The sequence below is a fragment of the Acinetobacter oleivorans DR1 genome (assembly GCF_000196795.1).
Taxonomy (GTDB): Bacteria; Pseudomonadota; Gammaproteobacteria; order Pseudomonadales; family Moraxellaceae; genus Acinetobacter; species Acinetobacter oleivorans.
In genome coordinates, this window is record NC_014259.1 from 936,225 (window position 1) to 956,270 (window position 20,046).

The following is a 20,046-nucleotide window of genomic DNA, read 5'->3' on the forward strand; positions in this document are numbered from 1 at the left end:
AGCTGCTGCAAGCTTAAGCAATCTGTGGTTAAATGCCATTTTTATTGTGTTTGACTTTATACAAGGGAAAAATCATGCGCGCGTACAATTTCTGTGCTGGTCCTGCTGCATTACCTACTGCCGTTTTAGAAAAAGCTCAACAAGAATTGTTGGATTGGCAAGGTAAAGGTCTATCCATCATGGAAATGAGTCACCGTAGTGCTGACTATGTTGCTGTGGCTGAAAAAGCCGAAGCAGATTTACGCAAGTTAATGAATATTCCAGAAAATTATAAAGTACTGTTTTTACAAGGCGGTGCGTCATTACAATTTTCTGCGATTCCTTTAAACCTTTTAGGTAAGAACAGTAAAGCTGATTATATTGACACAGGCATCTGGTCTGAAAAAGCATTAAAAGAAGCAAAACGTTATGGCGACATTAATGTTGTAAATGCTGGTATTAAAGTAGATGGCAAGTTCGCAATTTCTGAGCAAAGCGAATGGAATTTATCTGACGATGCAGCCTATGTACATTATGCGGATAATGAAACGATTGGTGGCTTACAGTTCGCAGGAATTCCTGATGTAAAAGCTCCACTCGTTTGTGACTATTCATCAAGTATTTTATCTGCTCCATTAGATGTGACCAAGTTTGGTTTGATTTATGCTGGCGCACAAAAAAATATTGGTCCTGCTGGTTTAACAATTGTCATTATTCGTGATGACTTACTTGATCAAGCTAAACCAGAAATTCCAAGCATTTTAAAATATGGTGACCAAGCGAAAAATGGTTCTATGGTAAATACTCCATCGACTTACGCTTGGTACTTGTCTGGTTTGGTATTTGAATGGTTGTTAGAGCAGGGTGGGGTAGATGCTATCCATAAAGTTAACCTTGAAAAAGCTCAGTTGTTATATGGTTATATCGACTCAAGTGATTTCTACAATAACCCGATTGCAATTCCGAACCGTTCAATTATGAATGTACCGTTTACCTTGGCAGATGAAGCTTTAGACAAGCAATTCTTAAAAGAAGCGGAAGCAAACCATTTGTTGAATTTAGCTGGACACCGTTCTGTGGGTGGGATGCGTGCAAGTATTTATAATGCTGTACCATTAGAAGGCGTACAGGCTTTAATTAGCTTTATGGATGATTTTGCAAAACGTAATGGTTAAGCAAATCAAATAAATAAAGCCCTCAAATGAGGGCTTTATTTTTGAATAAATTTTATAAACTAAAAAGGTACTAAACCAAGTTGGTGCATGAATATGGCAGCTAAAAACATACCCAATACAAAAAAGCAAAACGCACCAGTATCGACCTTTACGCGCAGGCTACTAGATTGAATGAGGCTGGTAGTTTGTTCGGGTATAATCTTCATTCAATAACCTAATTATTAAAATATTAGTGAAATTCAATTAGTTTCACCCTTTTTAGCACAAATAGTCGCCTGAATCCAGATATTACCGCGAATATATTCGCCAATATTAAAGTTTTTATACAAATCGTTTTTGGTCGCAATGCGCACTAATATGGCAGGAAGATCATCTTCTAAAACCAAAGTAACATCATAAAGGGTATATTCTGCCCCCATAAATGTCATAGAAGTTTTGCCAACAATATTACCTTGGAACCATGCTTCATCTTCTTGACCAAGATTTTCGCCATATAAATATGCGACCATTTTAGAAAAATCAACAGTTACAGGTTCTTGATCTTCTGGGGTTTTTGGCTGCCATTCATTAATGAGTTCCTGTAAGTTTTCAGGAGCAATACCATTATGTTCAGTCAAAATTGCATTTAATGCACGGTGATGTTTAATTGAAGCTGGGTCATCAACAACAATTTTCTCACCTGCTGGAACTGGTTCTAATTCATAAGCCCATGCATTAAATTGAACTTGATAGTTTTGGTTTTTGTCATATTGACAAGCGTTAACGCTAAATAAATTATCAAACGCATAAACGGTTGTATTCTTATTTAGTCTTAAACTTAACACGGCTTGCGTTGCAGAGTCACAAGTAATGATACGTTCAATTTTTGCATTATATTGATATGGGCTTTCAAAACTTGGAAAGGCTGTTTTGAGTGCTCGAGGCTTTTGGTTTTCAACAGCAATAATCTGGTTGATTGTAACTTTTTGGTTTTGTGGACCTTGAATCAACCAAAAAGATTGATCCATATCTTCTTCATGTTCGCATAAGCCCATCGGCATTACAGGTGCATCAAGTGCTAGCCCTAACCATTTTGGCACATCTGTTTCAGGATGGGACGTCAATAGATTCCAATGTTCGCCATGACTACCAAAATTTTGGTCATTTACTTTAATTACTTCTGGACTGTTTTGATTTTTCATAAGCACGATGCTGTTGGGTTCACATTACTTGTTATATTAAATCGAGGGTGTTTACTATTTTTCAAGTCGTCATGTGTAAATTCTCTTGTAAAAGCACATATTTAGTCATTTAAAGAGAAATGTGGCTTCTATTTATAAATTAAAAGTAAGCTTCGTCTATAAAAACTTGAATGTTGAAATTAAAAATAAGTTTAATGTTTATTTCTACTCACCTTCGAAAAGCATCTGTTAGACTTAGATTTTTAGTGGAAATAGAGAATAACGTGCTGCCATTTAAACTATGGGTAGACGCAGACGCCTTACCAAAAATTTTACGTGAAGTAATTTTGCGTGCATCAGATCGTTATCAATTAGAAGTTATTTTTGTTGCTAATCAAAATGTTGGAATTACACCTTCTGTTCGTATTAAGTCAATACAGGTTTTAAGTGGCGCTGATCAGGCCGATAAAGAAATAGTTGATCGTATGATTGAAAATGACATTGTCATTACGCAAGACATTCCACTGGCAGCTCAGGTGATCGAGAAAGGGGGCGTTGCTATTCATCCACGTGGTGAAGTTTATACAACCGCGAATGTTAAAGCACGTTTACATCTGCGTGATTTCATGGATACGCTTCGTGGTGCGGGTGTGCAAACTGGTGGACCACCGCCTATTTCCGAGCGAGATAAGCGTGAATTTTCAAGTTCATTAGATCAAACAATTTTAAAGCAAAAACGTAAAACAGCTAAGTGAGCATCACATGCCATCGCAAACCAATTTGGCTTTAACTTATGCCTTGTTAGTGTTCATTTGGGCAACCACTCCATTGGCTATTGTTTGGAGTGTGTCTGATTTACATCTGATGTGGGCATTGTTGTTACGCTTTTTTATTGCATTGCCTTTGGCAGTAATCATATTACTGATTTTAAGAACACCTTTTCCGGCTCATCGACAAGCAGTTCATAGCTACATTGCCGGATCTTTTAGCTTAATTGGTTCCCAAATTTTTACTTATGCCGCAACCCAATATTTAAGTTCAGGCATGATTGCACTTATGTTTGGCTTAGCACCTATTATGGCAGGGCTTATTGGTCGGTTTGCATTTGGCCAACAACTTTATAAGCTGCAATGGTTGGGTATGGCAATTGCGGTCAGTGGGCTAGCGATTATTTGTTTGAGCGGTGCAAATCAGCATGTGCATCCGTTTGGTATTGTCCTTATGCTGATCAGTGTGTTTGTTTATTCTTTTTCAATTTTCTGGGTTAAGAAAGTTAATGCTCAGATCCAGCCGATGGCTCAGGCAACAGGTTCTATTTTAGTGTCTTCTATTTTTGCTAGTTGTTTTATTCCATTTATTTGGCAATATGCACCGACACATTTGCCAGAAGCTAAATCTTTATTTGCCTTAATTTATACGGTACTCATGGCTTCTTTAGTCGCCATGTTTTGTTATTTCAAACTTATACAAAATATTCAGCCAACGACTTTATCTTTAACGACAGTAATTACACCAATGTTAGCGATGATGATTGGAGCTGCCTTAAATCATGAACAACTTTCGATTATGGTTTTTGTAGGGGCTTTAATTATCTTGTCTGGGCTCTTTTTATATTTCTATAAAGACATTCAGGCAAACCGGAACTTTGCTCAACATATGAAGTCTAAATAGGAGAAGATTTGGGTAATTTGTTGAGCTTATTCATTAAATTGTTCTAATTCGTAGCGAAATGCATGATCAAATTGATCTCCTAACTTAAGTAGTAGAAAATAGCGCAGCAATATAATATTAGGATTGTTAAGGGAAGATCAGAACTTACTGATTTTTAAACCTTAATACAGCATCTAACGATATGGCCAAATAGTAAATGTGAATGTAATTTGACATTGGCATCTGCTATTTCCCATCAATCACCTTGGATTTAGAAGGTATGTTTAAACCAATCTCACTGTATATAGGGTTGAGATATACTCGCGCAAGACGCAGTAATCATTTTATTTCTTTTATTGCATTGGTTTCGATGGTCGGTTTGACACTAGGTGTCGCAGTGCTGATTACGGTACTTTCTGTAATGAACGGTTTCGATCGTGAATTGAAAAACCGTGTTTTGGGAATGGTGCCGCAAGCGACAGTTTCATCTACACAAATCCTCACGGATTGGCCTGAACTGGTAAAACGAGTTGAACATCATCCACATGTAACTGGGGTTGCACCTTTTACCCAATTGCAAGGTATGTTAACCGCGCAAGGGCAAGTCGCTGGTATTATGGTGACGGGTATTGACCCAAAATATGAAAAGAATGTGTCTATTATTCAAAATCATATTGTTGCCGGGAGTCTAGATTCACTTAAAAAGGGTGAGTTTGGTATTGTGCTTGGTAAAGATATGGCTGACTCATTAGGCTTACGTCTAAATGACAGTGTGACATTGGTTTTACCTGAAGCAACACCATCTCCAGCCGGTGTTGTACCTCGTTTCAAGCGTTTTAAAGTGGTGGGTATTTTTAGTGTAGGCGCTGAAGTCGACTCTATGGTGGGTTATATCGCCCTATATGATGCGTCAACCTTATTACGCTTGCCTGATGGTGCTCAAGGTGTTCGTTTAAAACTAGATGATATTTTTGCCGCGCCACAAGTTGCAGATGATTTGGTAAAAAGTTTACCAAGCAATTTCTATGCAACGAACTGGACCTATACGCATGGCAACCTGTTTAATGCCATTCAAATGGAAAAAACACTAGTTGGTTTATTACTTGTACTTATCATTGTGGTTGCAGCATTTAATATTGTTTCGTCGTTAGTCATGGTTGTGACTGATAAAAAATCAGATATTGCCATTTTACGTACATTAGGCGCGTCGCCATCAATGATTACTAAAATCTTTATGGTGCAAGGCACCGTGATTGGTGTGATTGGAACAGTTGCGGGTACAGTTTTAGGTGTAATTTTAGCTTTAACCATTAGCGATATCATTTCATGGTTTAACAATGTGTTGGGCTTAAATCTATTCGATGCTTATTTCGTGCATTACCTTCCTTCTTATTTAAGATGGCAAGATGTGACGATTATCGTGATTGTTTCTTTACTTTTAAGCTTCTTGGCGACTATCTATCCGGCGCTTCGTGCTGCCAAAGTTCAACCTGCCGAGGCACTGCGCTATGAGTAAAATTGTTTTAGAAGCAAAAGAAATATATAAACATTTTGATGATGGTAAATCTAAGGTTGAAGTCATTAAAGGTCTTTCTTTACAAGTTGAAGCAGGGCAGTTTGTTTCAATTGTGGGTGCGAGTGGTTCAGGTAAAAGTACTTTGCTTCATGCGTTAGGTGGTCTAGAACAACCAACACAAGGACAAGTATTTTTAAATGGTCAACGTTTTGATAATTTAGGTGAAGCCGAACGTGGTTTTCAACGTAACAAATACCTTGGTTTTGTTTATCAATTCCACCACTTATTACCTGAGTTTTCTGCGCTTGAAAATGTGGCAATGCCTTTAATGCTTCGAGCAGACAGTCAATATAAGTCGGTAAAGGCACAAGCTGAATATTTACTAGATCGAGTGGGATTATCTCACCGTATGGATCATAAACCTGGTGAACTTTCAGGTGGTGAGCGTCAACGTGTGGCTTTGGCACGTGCTTTAGTCACTAAACCTGCCGTAGTTTTAGCGGATGAGCCAACGGGTAATTTGGACCGTAAAACAGCTGTTGGTATTTTCGAATTACTGACTGATCTTAAGAAAGAGCTCAATATGGCTATGCTCATTGTGACCCATGATGAGCAGTTGGCTCAGGCAGCAGATTCAATCTTGCATATGGAAGATGGTCTTTGGGTAAGCGGTTCTTAAAAAATTGTCATTAAATCACATTGTTAAAGCCCACTCAGTTGGGCTTTAATTTTGCCCCTAAAAAGATAACGATATGATTTTAAATGTTAAAGCTTATTTTATTGGGGTGGATTGTAGGTATTGCATTTATGGGAATAGATCTTCCTTTAGTAATGCAATATGGTTGGGTTGGTAAAGTTTTGCTCTTTATCTGCTTAATTTTTTATATTTTTAAGCGGCATATTTTTTTAAATCGTCCCATATTAAAAGGAGTTTATTATTTAATCTGTGGTCTTAGCCTTTTTGTTATAGGCCATCAGTATGCTCAGCATGCCTTAAATGAAAGACTACAACTACGGGAGATGCAACCTGAGTCTTTAGAGATTGTGGTTTATATAGACCGAATAAGCGAAGAAAAAGATAATAAGGCACAGCAACTCGCTCAAGTTCTAGGGCGGTCATCCCATACGGTGAATTGGTTGCTATATTTAAAAAATGAAAATGAGAGTGCATTAATCGAGGAGCCAAAATTACAATTAGGTCATTACTATCGAATTTCGGGTAAAACCAGACCAGCTCATAGTTATGCAGTATCAGGTGCTTTTGATCAAGAACAATGGTTCATTCAACGAAACATAATGTCAGGTTTCAGTGTTCGGCATATTGAGCCTTTAAACTCTAATGAAATTTATCGGTTAGGTTATCAAAATCACTTAAAACAGCAACAAAATTTTTTGACTAGCCAACAATTAAATATAGAAAAACTCCGTCTAAAATTTAGATTAATGCTAAAAAAATCTCCCTTTCAGAATAAAGGACTATTATTAGCGCTTCTAACTGGGGATGAAAGTCTTTTAAATGAAGACATTAAAAATCAATTTAAGCAGTTAGGAATCTCTCATTTGTTGGCCATTTCAGGACCTCATGTCCTCATTTTCGCAATCTTGTTATCTTGGGGATTACATCAATTAGTACGACGTTATTATCCTCAGCTTTATTTGTGGCAGCCCAAGCAAATTTTAGCAATGATTCCGTTATGTTTTGGCGTTTTGATTTATGCAGCTTTTGTCGGCTTTGAAATTCCAGCCTTAAGAACTTTACTCTCAGTATTTTTATTTGCCTTTTTATTGTTGCTCAAACTGCCAGTTAAGCCATTTTCGCTCTTGGTTTATAGCGCAAGTCTACTTTTACTTTTTGATCCATTTAGTGTTTTATCAGCAGGTTTTTGGCTCTCTTATGGTTCTTGCTTTATTTTATTACGCATTTATCAAACCATAGTACAGGCACCAAATCTTGCCTCATTGAGTTTGCTATCTAAAATAATTCTTTTAACTAAAAATTTAATTGAATCTCAGGGCAAAATATATATTGCTCTATGTCCTCTAATGTTGATTTTCTTTCAGCAGATTTCATGGGTAGCACCTCTCACAAATATTATTGCTGTTCCTCTGTTAGGAGGAGTTATTGTTCCTTTAAATATTTTCGCGGCTTGTGTGTGGCTTATTTTTAATTCACTTGGAAATGCACTCTTTCAGTTTAATGATATTTTGCTCAGTATGGTGCTGACATGCTTTAGTCTTTTAGAGAAATTATCTCTACCGTTGCAAGGTTTTAGTCTGACACCACTGGCTTTGATAGGCTTAAGCTGTGCCATTATTATTTTATTTTTACCGCGTGGTGTTTTACCAAAATCTTGGAGTCTTATATGTTGTTTACCCTTACTCATTCCGAATAAAACCTCACAGCAAATTCAATTAAATATTATAGACGTAGGCCAAGGACAAGCGATTTTTCTACAACATCCAGAGCAGACATGGTTAATTGATACGGGTGGTTCTTATGACGAGAAAACTTTCAGTATTGGTCAAAATGTAGTAGTTCCATATTTACGTCAGAAAGGTATTAAGCAACTAGATCACGTCGTGTTATCTCATCTTGACCAAGATCATAGTGGGGCATTTCCTTTTATCGCTCAGGCTTTTCCTATCAAACAAGTTATATCAAATCAGCTATGGGCAGAGAAGGTGAAAGAATCATTTACCTATTGTCATCAAGGGCAAAAATGGCAATATCCACAGTTAGATATTGAGATACTTTGGCCTAAAGAAAATGATTTAAATTTAGTTCCTACTAACCAAAATGAATATTCTTGTGTTGTTTATATTCATTTAAAACAAGTAAGGGGTTATCAGAATTATTTAATTATGGGGGATGCGGGATGGGAAGCAGAATATCAATTGATAAAAGAATATCCTGATTTAAAAGTAGATGTTTTGGTCTTAGGTCATCATGGTAGTAAGCATAGTTCAGCCTATGACTTCTTAGCGATGTTAAATCCCAAGCTTGTTATTGCGTCTGCCGGTTTTAATAACCGATATGGTCATCCAAGCAAAGAAGTTTTAGCGAGAATACAAGAACTTAATATTCCATTTAAAAGCACAGTTGAGCAAGGAACATTAAGTTTTGTATCTGAGAATCATCAAATGATTTTATACACTCGACGTTTCGAGCGTACTTGGCTTCACAGAAATTTGTGAAGCTTCTGCTTTAAGCTTATCCACAATTTGAAGAGCTTCAGCTGGATCAATATTATAAATATTATCTAAAGCAGGGTTTGCTTTAAAACGTTTATAGCTCCAGTGGTAATGTTCTGGATAACGATGGATGAGTTGTTCAATAGCCTGATGAATGACATAAGTTCCATCATCTGCACTACCTTCGTAGATTTTCTCATCCATAGGTTCAACGTGCATTGTAAAACCGTCATTTTCGTTACGAATCGCGTAAAGGAATAAAGCTTTTGCTTTAGTTTTTTGAATAAGCTTGGTACTTAAATTACTTGAGGCAAGGGGAACACCAAAATAATTGATCATACTGCCGCCGACGTTAGGCGTATGGTCAGGCAAAATTACGGTAGTTTCACCTTGTTTTAAGGCTTTAAAAATTTGTCTTACACCAGTTTCGTCAGTAGGAACCAAGTGAGCTTGTTCACGACTACGTGCTTCTCGAACAAAACGGTCTGCATCTTCATTTTTTACTGGCTTGTATAAAATTGTCATTGAAGTGAATTGTGAACACCAAGCATTCAGGACTTCCCATGTACCAAAATGTGGAACAATCAAAACCACACCTTTTTTTGCGGCAAGTGCTTCGTGAAAGTAATGTTCACCTTCAATATGGTGAATACGTGAAATATTCTTACTATTTGATGAGCCCCAAATACTTAAAAATTCAAAGTATGAGGTGACTTCATTACGAATAGCTTGCTGCGTAATTTCTATTCGCTGCTGTGGCGTTAAATGTGGGAGGGCGATTTGTAGGTTTAGTTCTATACTTTTTGATGTTTTAGTAATTTTTAAAGTATTAATTAACCCTGCCAACATACGAGCAAGAAAACGTCCAAATTGAATTGGCTGGCGGCTAAAAGTTTTGAGTAGGTAGTAGTTCATGCTTTTTGTATCTAATTTGGTCATCTATCGCGGTAAAAAGGAAGCAATAATTAAAAAAAGATAAAATTATTATAAATGAAATCATATTATTTAGACAGTTTTTATCAAATCAACGTATATAATGACATCATTTTAGATTAATTTGGATTGGAATTTTATGTCCGATTGGCCACCAAAACCACAAAATGAACCTATAATCCCTAAACAAAATGGACCAGAATGGCAAATTCTTGAGAAGGCTGTACTTGCTTCAGTAGAGGAACAGCGCCGTAGTCGCCGTTGGGGAATCTTCTTTAAAACATTAACTTTTATTTATTTATTATTCATTATTGTACTTATGGGTAAAGGCTGTTCAACCAGCAAAGAAGGCTCTGCAGTAAGTAGCAGTAGTGCTCATTTGGCTGTAGTGGATATTATTGGAACTATTGATGCTTCGAGTAATCAATCAGTAAATAGTGAAGATACCAATAAAGCGCTTAAACGTGCTTTTGAAGCTTCAAATAGTAAAGCTATTGCACTTAATATTAACTCACCTGGCGGTTCCCCAGTTCAGTCTGATGAAATCTGGCAGGAAATTCGTTATTTGAAAAAACAGCATCCAGATAAAAAGGTTTACGCTGTTATTGGTGATATGGGCGCATCAGGTGCGTATTATATTGCGTCTGCTGCGGATGAGATTATTGTCAATCCATCAAGTCTAGTCGGCTCAATTGGTGTGATCATGCCTAACTATGGGATTACTGGTTTAGCTCAGAAACTTGGTATTGAAGATCGCACTTTAACGGCAGGAACCAATAAAGACATTTTAAGTATGACAAAACCGATTGATCCTGTGCAAAAGCAACATATTCAATCTGTTCTTGATAATGTTCACACTCACTTTATCACTGCAGTTAAAGAAGGGCGTGGAAAGCGCTTAAAATCGAATGATCCAGCTATTTTTTCTGGTTTATTCTGGACTGGCGAACAAGCAATCCAATTAGGTGTTGCTGACCGTTCAGGTAACATTACGAGCTTGATGCGTGAACTAAACCTTGATAATAAAGTTGACTACACAATTGAGCGCAACCCATTACAATCCATTTTAGGTCGTATGGGGGCACAAATCGGGCAAGGGGTAAGTGAATCTATTGCTCAAGAAGTGCAGACTCGTCAAAGCGCAAAATTACAATAAAATCTGTTTTAGGATAGCGGTATGTCAATGAAACCAGTTATACACTTTGCTCATGCGAATGGCGTGCCATCAAAAGTGTATCAAAAACTGTTTGACCAGTTGAAAGGGGAATATGACATTATTTATGTTCCTCTGATTGGTCCTGATAAACGTTATCCTGTGACTAACCATTGGCCTGCTTTGGTTGATCAGGTAATTGACAGTATTGTGCGACAGGCGAAAGGACGTAAAGTGATTGGACTTGGCCATTCTCTTGGTTCGGTTTTAACGTTGATGGCATCTTTTCAGCGTCCTGAACTCTTCTCTCAAGTTATTATGTTAGATCCGCCTCTTATTTTAGGGCGATATTCATTTGCATTTCATATGGCAAAACTATTTCGTCCTAAATTGGTTGATGCGATGACTCCAGCAGGCTTATCTGCACGCCGTCGTGAACATTGGGAATCAAGAGAGCAGGCTGCTGAATTACTGCGTCCCAAAGGTTTCTATAAAGATTTTGATGAAGATTGTTTTCAAGCCTACATCGACTATGCTTTGAAAGAAGATTCGGTCCGTGGCGGAGTTACTTTAACGATTTCTCGTGAGGATGAAGTTGCAATTTTCCGTAAGAATCCTTCTTGGTGGTGGCTGCCTATGCCAAAACCTAAGATGCCTGTGCATTTAGTTGTAGGTAAAGGAAGTGATTTCTTAAAAAGAGGCTTTCCTCAAATGGCAAAGCGAAAAATGGGAATCCCATTTACTGTGGTTGAAGGGGGACATATGTTTCCTCTAGAACATCCTATTGATACAGTGAATTCTATAAAGAAATTGATTCATCATCAGCCAAATTAATTTTTAGACTTATAAAAAAAAGGACATGCTGGCATGTCCTTTTTTATTTTTGCTTTTAATTAAAAAGTTTTACCAATTTGCAAAACGAATAGGGTGTTCAAGAACTTGATCACGGAAATAAGCTTGGCCATTTTTCCATGTAAGTTGACCGTTACATAACCACTCTGCTACTTGTGGGTAGATAAAGTGCTCAAGTGCATGCACTCGATTTGCTAATGAAGCGGCAGTATCATGTTCTTTAACTGAAATAGCGGATTGGGCAATTGATTGACCAGAATCAAGTTCAGCCGTTACAAAGTGTACGGTACAACCATGTAAACGATCACCTGTGTTTAAGACACGTTGATGAGTGTTCACACCTTTATAAGCTGGAAGAAGTGAGGGATGTATGTTCAGCATTTTCCCTTGCCATTTGTTGACAAAGGTGGGAGTTAAAATGCGCATGAAACCGGCTAAAATAACCACATCCACTTGCCAAGCCAAGAGCTGTTGATGCATTGCTTCATCAAACACTTCACGAGTTGGAAAGTCTTTATGAGAAATAACGGCCGTAGCAATATTGGCTTTTTGAGCACGCTCTAGGGCATAAGCATCTGCTTTATTAGACAGTACACCTACAATTTGCCCTGATAGATTTGCATCTATCAAGGCTTGTAAATTACTGCCGTTCCCAGAGACTAGAACAGCAATTTTTATCATGCAAAGATCACACGAATTTTTTCGTCTGCGCCTTCCACTGATTCAGCATTTTCTTGGATGTGTCCAATTTTCCAAGCTTTTTCACCTTGAGCATTAAGCACTTCAATTGCTTTTTCTGCATCATTAGCATCAACAGCAATGACCATACCTACGCCACAGTTAAACGTACGGTACATTTCAAAGCGCTCTACATTGCCTTCACGTTGTAGAAGTTGGAATAACTCAGACCATTCCCAAGAAGCTTCATCAATGACTGCCTGAGCACCATTTGGTAATACACGTGGTAAGTTACCAGGTAAACCGCCGCCAGTGATGTGTGCCATAGCATGCACATCAACTTGTTTGCAAAGTTCAAGAACTGGTTTTACATAGATACGTGTTGGTTCCATTGCAACATCTGCAAGAGGACGACCATCAATCACTTGAGTTAAATCAACGTTTTTAACGTCTAAGATTTTACGTAGTAATGAGTAACCATTCGAGTGAGCACCACTTGATGCAACACCGATAAGTACGTCACCAGACTTTACTTTAGAGCCATCAATAATTTTGCTTTGCTCAACAACACCAACAGCAAAACCAGCAAGATCGTAATCTTCGCCTTCATACATGCCTGGCATTTCTGCGGTTTCACCACCTACAAGTGCGCAACCTGCAAGCTCACAACCTTTACCAATACCAGTAACAACATTTGCAGCAACGTCAACATTTAAGTGACCAGTCGCGTAATAATCAAGGAAGAATAATGGTTCTGCACCACAAACTAAAAGGTCATTTACACACATAGCCACAAGATCTTGGCCGATTGTGTCATGACGATTAAGATTAAGTGCCAAACGTAATTTAGTTCCTACACCATCGGTTCCAGAAACTAAAACAGGCTCTTCATAACCTTTAGGAATTTTGCATAGTGCACCAAAGCCACCAAGCCCGCCCATTACTTCAGGACGACTTGTACGTTTAGCGACTGACTTGATACGATCGACCAGTGCGTCGCCCGCTTCAATGTCGACACCCGCATCTTTGTAGCTTAAACTGGTATTTGGGGTAGAAGTTGAGTTGCTCATAAATGAAGTCTCCGCATTGGCGGCAGATTATAACCTGAATATACGAAACTCTTATGTTATTTATGCTCGAAAATGCTATCTTTAATAAAAATATTTTTTCATTTATAACGATTAAATCAAAAAAGGCTAGATTTTATGCAAGATCGTATACTGCGCCGTATTCTTTTACTCGCAGGTATTGTATTGCTGGTATGGGTATTGTACTTACTCAAGCCTGTAGTCATTCCTTTTATCGGTGCTTTTTTCCTGGCTTATTTATTCAGTCCACTCGTTGATGTTCTGGTAAAAATCAAATTGCCTCGCTGGTTAGCAATTAGCGTGGTGTTCATAGGAATTGGTGTAACACTAACCATTGCACTATGGTATTTGGTTCCTCTGATCTGGAAACAATTGGTTTACGCCCGAGATAGCATTCCAGCAGGTATTCACTGGATTAATGCAGAACTATTGCCATGGGTTTCTTCGACATTTAATGTTCAGCAAATGGAAATTGATACAGATCAAATGTCCAAAGCTGTCATGGATTATGTTCAGACAAATTACAGTGCCGATAGTATTCAAGCTGTCTTATTAAAGCTTGCACAATCAGGTCTAAATTTTATTCAAATTGGTGGAACAGTTGTTCTAATTCCAATTATTGCTTTTTATTTTTTATTAGACTGGGACCGTATGCTACAAAACTTACGCCGTCTCATTCCACGCCCATATGAAGCAACTACTTTACAGATCGTTGGTGAATGCCATAGCGTTTTAGGTGCGTTTGTTAAGGGTCAGTTTCTCGTCATGCTATTGCTAGGCGTAGTATATGCAGTTGGTTTGCAGCTCATTGGTTTGGAAGTTGGTCTTATTATTGGTATGGTGGCTGGTCTTGCCAGTATTATTCCTTATTTAGGATTTGCCGTAGGTATTATTGCAGCTGTTATTGCCAGCTTGTTCCAGTTCGGTTTGGATTGGATGCATTTATTACTGGTTGGCGTAGTATTTATGATTGGCCAAGCGGTAGAGGGTTATATTCTTCAGCCATTCCTACTGGGTGATAAAATTGGTTTATCTCCTGTGGCAGTTGTTTTTGCCGTATTGGCAGGTGCACAGCTTGCAGGTTTCTTAGGAATGTTAATTGCATTGCCTGTTGCTGCTGTTATTGTAGTGTTGTTGAAGCATTTAAGAGAGAATTATGAAAGAAGCTCACTTTATGCTCCACCTTCTACATTAGTGATCCAACATGGCGATATTGAGCAAATTCATGTAGAAACCGAAAGCACTAAGCTTGATCTTGAAGTTAAAACACAGCAAGATACAGATGAACTGAAATCCCCTAACCAGAAATAATTTCAAGGTTAATTCAATATATGCGTCAACTCCAACTGGATATAGAACCTCAACTTGATGCCCGAATCAGTGATTTTTCGGGACCAAGTTGGGGGAATGTAGTCGATGCTGTGCGTCAACTACATGCTGGTCTGGTGAGTAGGTTTTACATCTACGGTGGAGCAGGGACAGGAAAGAGTCACTTACTTTCCGCAATTTGTGACTCTTATTTAGAAGTAGGTAAATCTGCAATTAAAGTTTCTTTGCTTGAACTCCTTGATGCTCCTATCGAAGCAATTACTTCTTTAGAGCATTATGATCTTGTCGCTTTGGATGATATTGAATCAATTAGTGGTGTGCCTCATTGGCAAAAAGCTGTCTTCCATTTAATGAATAATCACGAAGGACAGCTAGTATTCTCTTCACGTGTAGCGCCTATCGAATTAAAGTTAGAATTGCCAGACTTACAGTCGCGACTTACGCAAGCTGTTAGTGTTAAAGTGCCGAGTGGAAGCTTATATGCGGACCGTTACTCTTTAGTTACGTCTGTAATGTCTAGACGTGGTATCCATTTTGATCAGCAAATTGTTGACTACTTATTATTACATGGCCCTCACCAAGCTTCTCTTTTACTACAGACAGTTGCTCAGTTAGAAAAACTTCTCAAAGGCGAAAAAACAAAACTTTCGAATGCAACTTTAAGGCAAATTTATGCTTTGATTGATGAATATCAACCATAGATATTATTTAATCTTGTCTTATTGCCTCACCTGCGCACATAAAAACTATTAAAAATAGTGTCTCGGACAAAAAATTCTAATTTCAGAGCACTTGCTCTTTTTAAAGCACTTTCTAATTTTTAAACATTCACATTTTTGTATTTAAAAAAGTTTTTTAAATGTATGAAGCTTTTTGTAAGCTGATTCAAAAATGACTCTACAGACCGACCAAAATGTCTTGAGAAATTCTACTTGCTGTGACAAAGTACGCACAAAGGATGCGATTGCAAAAGCGGAAATTTTGCAATATTGACAAAGAAAAATGAAAAAAGATGTAAGGAGATGGGTATGCTCAAACGGAGCATTGCTTTTGCTTTATTGGCTGCTGCTGGACACGCTTATTCTGCCGATATTCAAGTCACAACTACAACTGATGAAGACGTCGATAACACGGTCTGTTCATTACGAGAAGCAATACAATTTCTAAAATATCGTGCATCTTCCAATGCTGCTGATGTTGAAAAATATGCAAACGGTTACAATGGTTGCGGAAATAAAGATGCTTCTTCAAATATTATTTTGCAGCGTGATAAAGAATATACTTTGAATAAAAGTATAGTAATTACTGTTCCTGTAGCTATTAGTACTGCAAAAAATGATTCTACTCTGGTTGAGGAAGGAGCTCCCAACTCTCATAATGCAACGATTAAAATGGTTGGTACGGATCAACTATTCCGTATAGATGATGGTAGTGTTGAAAAAGCTTCTTTTACAGTTTCATTTGTTGATGTCAATTTAAAAGGTGCTGGTTCAAAGAGTGCAGTACCGCAGGGTAACGGCGGTTTAATTTATAATCATGAACAATTAGTTATTCAAAATTCACGTTTGTTGGATGGCTATGCAACAAATGGCGGAGCAATTTATAACGCAGGGATTTTATCAAATACTACAAAAACAGCAGGCTCAGTAACGATTACTAATAGCCTGATACAGAATAATAAAGCGAGTCAGGGGGGCATTTTATATAGTGATATGCCACTTTACTATATCAGTCGCTCTGTAGTGCGTGATAATGAAGTAACTGCAGCAAATGGCACATTGTTTCATGCTGAAACTAAATTTGCAGATGAAAGTACGGGAGGATATTTAACCTCTCGTATTATTGGTTTAAGTAATAGTACGATTTTTCATAATAAAGGTAGTTTTATTGCCAATGTCCGTGATGGCATGGTGATCAATAATATTACTCTAATTAAAAATGTGGGAGGCTTATATTTTGATGCTCCACAAGGAAAAGCTTCTGTCTCTAATAGTATTTTAGTAGGCAATACGACGAACTGTAAGGTATCTGCAACAGATAAAACCATTGTGCAGAGCAATTTAGTAACAACAGAATGTAATCGTAATGCTTCGGCAGAGTTACCAAATATTATATATTCAGCTAATGAAAAATTAATTGCAGGGAATGCAGATGAAGGAATTTGCGATGTACCACCTGCAGATGGATTGCTTTGCCCTTATTCAACACCAAGTGATAGTTTCTTAGGTTTCTTTAAACCTCGAATTCTCGATAAATATACTAGCCTTTCACAATCATTGTTAATTAACAAAGGTCGTTTATATAGTGATGGTACTTCTGTCGGCTTAGCAAGTTGTGAAAAACAGGACCAACGTGGAAAAAATCGTAGTGGTTATGATGAGCTATGCGATTTAGGTTCAATTGAATTAACAATTAACCGAGATGATATTAGTACGCATGGTCAAGATATTAAATATGGAGAAATTGCCAAATTTAATATTGCTGATGTGATAGGTGATGGTGAGTTAGTTTCTTCACGAACATGTGAAAAAATGTTCGGAAAAAGAACAGATGGTCAAGCTTGGCAGTCTGGATGTATGAAGATTGTTCAAACCAGTACACCATCTAAAGGGACTTTAACTATTGATGCTCAGGGAAATTTAACTTATGTTCCAAATGGGAACTGGCATGGAGCAGATGTATTTAATCTATTAGTCGTTACTACTACCACACGTTTTAATGATGCTGCAGATGTTTATCTAACTGTTCCAGTTCAAATCGTACAAGATCCACCATCAGGTATTGAAGATAAATCTGTAAGTGCGGGTGGAGGCGGAAGTGTAGGTGGTGGTTTAGTTTTTGGTCTATTTGGCTTAATTGCTTTAAGACGTTTAAAGTCATAATCAAGGATGATAAAGGCTATGAAAAATTATAAAAAGGCTTTATTAGCATTAGCTGTGATTTCTGCGATGCCATTATTTGCAGATACAACGACTGGAAGAATTGATGTTACAACTTTTGACGATGAAGATGGCGACAATACTAATGCTTGTTCATTGCGTGAAGCGATAAAAACAGCTGAGTTGCGTAAATCGTATGGTGGATGTACTGTTATTGATACGCGTGAAACTACACAAAAATCGATTCAGCTTAAAGCAGGAGTTTACACTCTAAATAAGGAATTAGTTCCAAATGCTAATATTGCTATTTTTGGTGCTGATCCCGTAGATTGGCAGAAAAAAAGCGTATTAACTAATGATTATCCTGCACAACTTGACTTACAAACACGTATTAATGCTCAAGGTAAATCACGCATTTTCAATACGACTACCTATAAACAGCCCTTGACCTTAAATAATGTAATTCTTGAAAATGGCGTTACAACTGGCCAGGGTGGCGCGATTTATGCTGGTGCTGATATTGCTTTTCAAAATAGCCAGATTTTATCATCTCAAGCAACAAACGGTGGAGCAATTTATTTAGCTTCACCTAATATTACTTTGTCAGCAAGTCATTCATTACTTAAAGGTAATAACGCAACACAAGGCAGTGTTTTATCAATGGGATGTTTTAGTGATACTGTCTATGCACCACGTACGATTACCCTTACATCAAATAGTATTGTGAATAATGGTAATACTGCTTCAACAAGTACATTTGAGTTCTGTGGTAAACCTAGTGCGACATTATCGGTTAATACCATTGCAAAAAATATAGCGAATAGTACGAACGGCAGTATTATTAAGTTTACTGGTGATACCAATAATCCAGCCAATACATCAAGTATTTTAAGTTCAAGCAGTAGTTTAGTACTTTTAAATAATACAATTGTTGAAAACAATGCGAATAGTACTTTCCTCTACGACAAACTGGGCGCAAAAAAGCTAAGTTTTAACGTATTGGCTTATAATACTGGAAGTTATGCTTGTAAATATCTTTTAGGTGCGGCAGCAGAGCAAAAGAGTGTTGGTCTGACTCTGGATTTCAATGCACTTGACTGGACATCAGCAACAGCAAAGTGTGATGTTCCAAAGGAATCTCTACCAGATGGTCAGACTAATATTAATATTAGTACACAAGCATTCAGCAATTTATTAAGTCCTTTACAAGCGGCAACTGCTTATACTGGGTTCTTACCTATTTACTATCCAAAAAATATTTCTTCTAGCACAGATTTAATTGACGTTGATCAAGATAGTAAAGGAAGTTGTGCCACAATTGATCAACGTGGTTTAAACCGTTTGACAGATAGTACCTCATATTATCAGCCAGACAGTCGTAATAGTTGTGATATTGGTTCTGTGGAGTTAATGAAGCTCACTGCAGGTGATTTAGAGGATGTTAGTAATATTTCATTAACAACTTTAATTGATACTTATCAACAAAATTATGATTTATTTGATAATTATATTAAGGACCCTAAGACGCCTTCTAACTTTATTACTTACTATAAAGTACGTTTAGCTGAATTTAAGAACCTAATTGATACAACTAAAGCAAATCTTAAGTATCGCGCAATCTATCTTGATTTAAAGAACTATGATTTACCTTTACCGACTGAAGACGCTAATCATGTGCTGAAGTTCTTCAACACCACAGATTATCGTATTGTAACTGAGCCATTAGGTATTGGATCTCTTGATGATAAATATGATGCTCAACAAGTTAAAGATCTATCTGATCAGGACAAGGTATTCTGTGAGTGGAATAGTGCTTTACAGCAAATTGTTTTTTATCGCAAAGACGATACGGTGACTCAAGCTGGTACCTATGCTTATTGTAAATATACAATTACAACAGCTGATAATAAATTAAGCTCAAGCGGTCTGATAAAAGCTCGTTTTAATAATATTGAACCGATTTCTGGCGATGGAACAATTACCTTTAAATATCTTGCAAATGAAACTATTCCTTTGAATTTACTTAAATATGCTAACGATGACGGTGATGGGCCTGTAAACAAGCTTTTAAAGCCTAAATCACAATTTTGGGTAAATGAAAAGGGTGTAGAGTTACCAATTTATTTACCAAGTAAAACATCGAAAGATGGTATTTTTAAAGTAGTTAAAGCTGATAAAGAAGGACCATGTCCAAAAGATGACAAGGATAAAATTTGTTATGGCGGAAATATCTATATTCAGGCAAATAACGTCTTTAATGTTTTCAACGATTCATTAAGCTATAACGTTTATGATGCAGATGGTAAAATCTCATCTAAGGCTGGGACAATTAATCTAATAAGTACTGCAACTACCACAGATGATTCTCGAAGTGGTGGGGGCGGTGGTGGTAGCTTAGGAATTTTGTCTTTAGCATCTTTACTTGGTTTAGCGGTCTATAGACGCTACCGTAAATAAACTGT

At 37.3% G+C, this 20,046-nt stretch carries 17 protein-coding genes and 1 pseudogene; 12 read left to right on the forward strand and 6 right to left on the reverse strand.

Features of this window, described 5'->3' with window-relative positions; all coding sequences use genetic code 11:
* The first annotated feature begins 74 nt into the window (after positions 1–74).
* A complete protein-coding gene (gene serC, locus AOLE_RS04365) occupies positions 75–1,154 on the forward strand; it encodes a 3-phosphoserine/phosphohydroxythreonine transaminase (RefSeq protein ID WP_005307603.1) in 1,080 nt (359 codons plus the stop codon).
* Positions 1,155–1,213: 59 nt separating this feature from the next.
* On the opposite strand, the gene AOLE_RS20470 is transcribed toward serC, so the two are convergent.
* On the reverse strand, positions 1,214–1,360 hold the full coding sequence (locus AOLE_RS20470) for a hypothetical protein (protein WP_004790612.1): 147 nt from the start codon (positions 1,358–1,360) through the stop codon (positions 1,214–1,216).
* Between the two features lie 33 nt (positions 1,361–1,393).
* Positions 1,394–2,335, reverse strand: coding sequence for a hypothetical protein (locus AOLE_RS04370; RefSeq protein WP_004790613.1), 942 nt, complete (start codon positions 2,333–2,335; stop codon positions 1,394–1,396).
* A gap of 245 nt (positions 2,336–2,580) precedes the next feature.
* Here AOLE_RS04370 and AOLE_RS04375 point away from each other — a divergent pair, with 245 nt between their 5' ends.
* A complete protein-coding gene (locus tag AOLE_RS04375) occupies positions 2,581–3,069 on the forward strand; it encodes a YaiI/YqxD family protein (protein WP_081310814.1) in 489 nt (162 codons plus the stop codon).
* 7 nt (positions 3,070–3,076) lie between these two features.
* Complete coding sequence (locus AOLE_RS04380) at positions 3,077–3,985, forward strand: DMT family transporter (RefSeq protein WP_013197060.1); 909 nt, start codon at positions 3,077–3,079, stop codon at positions 3,983–3,985.
* A gap of 29 nt (positions 3,986–4,014) precedes the next feature.
* Here the strand turns inward: AOLE_RS04380 and AOLE_RS20615 are convergent.
* Positions 4,015–4,095: pseudogene (locus AOLE_RS20615) on the reverse strand (PilZ domain-containing protein); the annotation flags it as partial.
* A gap of 149 nt (positions 4,096–4,244) precedes the next feature.
* Between AOLE_RS20615 and AOLE_RS04385 the strand changes: the two are divergent.
* From AOLE_RS04385 to AOLE_RS04395, 3 genes are all read left to right on the forward strand, one after another.
* Entirely contained in the window at positions 4,245–5,480 is a 1,236-nt protein-coding gene (locus AOLE_RS04385; protein ID WP_004790618.1) for a lipoprotein-releasing ABC transporter permease subunit, read from the forward strand.
* A complete protein-coding gene (gene lolD / locus AOLE_RS04390; protein WP_005307591.1) occupies positions 5,473–6,159 on the forward strand; it encodes a lipoprotein-releasing ABC transporter ATP-binding protein LolD in 687 nt (228 codons plus the stop codon). Before AOLE_RS04385 ends, lolD begins: the two co-directional genes overlap by 8 nt.
* Positions 6,160–6,242: 83 nt before the next feature.
* A complete protein-coding gene (locus tag AOLE_RS04395; protein WP_013197061.1) occupies positions 6,243–8,675 on the forward strand; it encodes a DNA internalization-related competence protein ComEC/Rec2 in 2,433 nt (810 codons plus the stop codon).
* On the opposite strand, the gene AOLE_RS04400 is transcribed toward AOLE_RS04395, so the two are convergent.
* Positions 8,628–9,611 (reverse strand): lysophospholipid acyltransferase family protein, encoded by a 984-nt coding sequence (locus AOLE_RS04400; protein ID WP_005307585.1) that lies wholly within the window; start codon positions 9,609–9,611, stop codon positions 8,628–8,630. The two genes, AOLE_RS04395 and AOLE_RS04400, sit on opposite strands and share 48 nt — an antisense overlap.
* Positions 9,612–9,744: 133 nt before the next feature.
* Here AOLE_RS04400 and sppA point away from each other — a divergent pair, with 133 nt between their 5' ends.
* Both sppA and AOLE_RS04410 read left to right on the forward strand, forming a co-directional pair.
* On the forward strand, positions 9,745–10,761 hold the full coding sequence (gene sppA, locus AOLE_RS04405) for a signal peptide peptidase SppA (RefSeq protein ID WP_004790623.1): 1,017 nt from the start codon (positions 9,745–9,747) through the stop codon (positions 10,759–10,761).
* Between the two features lie 21 nt (positions 10,762–10,782).
* Positions 10,783–11,592, forward strand: coding sequence for an alpha/beta fold hydrolase (locus tag AOLE_RS04410; RefSeq protein ID WP_013197063.1), 810 nt, complete (start codon positions 10,783–10,785; stop codon positions 11,590–11,592).
* 69 nt (positions 11,593–11,661) lie between these two features.
* On the opposite strand, the gene purN is transcribed toward AOLE_RS04410, so the two are convergent.
* Together purN and purM are read right to left on the reverse strand one after the other, a co-directional pair.
* Entirely contained in the window at positions 11,662–12,291 is a 630-nt protein-coding gene (gene purN, locus AOLE_RS04415; RefSeq protein WP_004790628.1) for a phosphoribosylglycinamide formyltransferase, read from the reverse strand.
* Positions 12,288–13,358, reverse strand: coding sequence for a phosphoribosylformylglycinamidine cyclo-ligase (purM, locus tag AOLE_RS04420; protein ID WP_013197064.1), 1,071 nt, complete (start codon positions 13,356–13,358; stop codon positions 12,288–12,290). The genes purN and purM overlap by 4 nt, the downstream gene beginning before the upstream one ends.
* Before the next feature lie 135 nt (positions 13,359–13,493).
* Here purM and cxpE point away from each other — a divergent pair, with 135 nt between their 5' ends.
* The 4 genes from cxpE (at position 13,494) to AOLE_RS04440 (ending at position 20,041) form a co-directional block, all read left to right on the forward strand.
* Entirely contained in the window at positions 13,494–14,687 is a 1,194-nt protein-coding gene (cxpE, locus tag AOLE_RS04425; RefSeq protein ID WP_004790632.1) for a chloramphenicol efflux transporter CxpE, read from the forward strand.
* Between the two features lie 20 nt (positions 14,688–14,707).
* Positions 14,708–15,406, forward strand: a complete 699-nt coding sequence (gene hda / locus AOLE_RS04430) for a DnaA regulatory inactivator Hda (protein WP_013197065.1) — start codon at positions 14,708–14,710, stop codon at positions 15,404–15,406.
* A 321-nt stretch (positions 15,407–15,727) separates the two neighbouring features.
* Positions 15,728–17,587 (forward strand): rhombotarget A, encoded by a 1,860-nt coding sequence (gene rbtA / locus AOLE_RS04435; protein ID WP_081399117.1) that lies wholly within the window; start codon positions 15,728–15,730, stop codon positions 17,585–17,587.
* Between the two features lie 18 nt (positions 17,588–17,605).
* A complete protein-coding gene (locus tag AOLE_RS04440) occupies positions 17,606–20,041 on the forward strand; it encodes a CSLREA domain-containing protein (RefSeq protein WP_013197067.1) in 2,436 nt (811 codons plus the stop codon).
* Positions 20,042–20,046 lie beyond the last annotated feature (5 nt).

Excerpts from the sequence above, each read along its gene's own strand:
- serC (WP_005307603.1), top strand. The coding sequence starts at position 75 with ATGCGCGCGTACAATTTCTGTGCTGGTCCTGCTGCATTACCTACTGCC.
- AOLE_RS20470 (WP_004790612.1), bottom strand. The coding sequence starts at position 1,360 with ATGAAGATTATACCCGAACAAACTACCAGCCTCATTCAATCTAGTAGC.
- AOLE_RS04370 (WP_004790613.1), bottom strand. The coding sequence starts at position 2,335 with ATGAAAAATCAAAACAGTCCAGAAGTAATTAAAGTAAATGACCAAAAT.
- AOLE_RS04380 (WP_013197060.1), top strand. The coding sequence starts at position 3,077 with ATGCCATCGCAAACCAATTTGGCTTTAACTTATGCCTTGTTAGTGTTC.
- AOLE_RS04385 (WP_004790618.1), top strand. The coding sequence starts at position 4,245 with ATGTTTAAACCAATCTCACTGTATATAGGGTTGAGATATACTCGCGCA.
- lolD (WP_005307591.1), top strand. The coding sequence starts at position 5,473 with ATGAGTAAAATTGTTTTAGAAGCAAAAGAAATATATAAACATTTTGAT.
- AOLE_RS04395 (WP_013197061.1), top strand. The coding sequence starts at position 6,243 with ATGTTAAAGCTTATTTTATTGGGGTGGATTGTAGGTATTGCATTTATG.
- AOLE_RS04400 (WP_005307585.1), bottom strand. The coding sequence starts at position 9,611 with ATGACCAAATTAGATACAAAAAGCATGAACTACTACCTACTCAAAACT.
- sppA (WP_004790623.1), top strand. The coding sequence starts at position 9,745 with ATGTCCGATTGGCCACCAAAACCACAAAATGAACCTATAATCCCTAAA.
- AOLE_RS04410 (WP_013197063.1), top strand. The coding sequence starts at position 10,783 with ATGTCAATGAAACCAGTTATACACTTTGCTCATGCGAATGGCGTGCCA.
- purN (WP_004790628.1), bottom strand. The coding sequence starts at position 12,291 with ATGATAAAAATTGCTGTTCTAGTCTCTGGGAACGGCAGTAATTTACAA.
- purM (WP_013197064.1), bottom strand. The coding sequence starts at position 13,358 with ATGAGCAACTCAACTTCTACCCCAAATACCAGTTTAAGCTACAAAGAT.
- cxpE (WP_004790632.1), top strand. The coding sequence starts at position 13,494 with ATGCAAGATCGTATACTGCGCCGTATTCTTTTACTCGCAGGTATTGTA.
- hda (WP_013197065.1), top strand. The coding sequence starts at position 14,708 with ATGCGTCAACTCCAACTGGATATAGAACCTCAACTTGATGCCCGAATC.
- rbtA (WP_081399117.1), top strand. The coding sequence starts at position 15,728 with ATGGGTATGCTCAAACGGAGCATTGCTTTTGCTTTATTGGCTGCTGCT.
- AOLE_RS04440 (WP_013197067.1), top strand. The coding sequence starts at position 17,606 with ATGAAAAATTATAAAAAGGCTTTATTAGCATTAGCTGTGATTTCTGCG.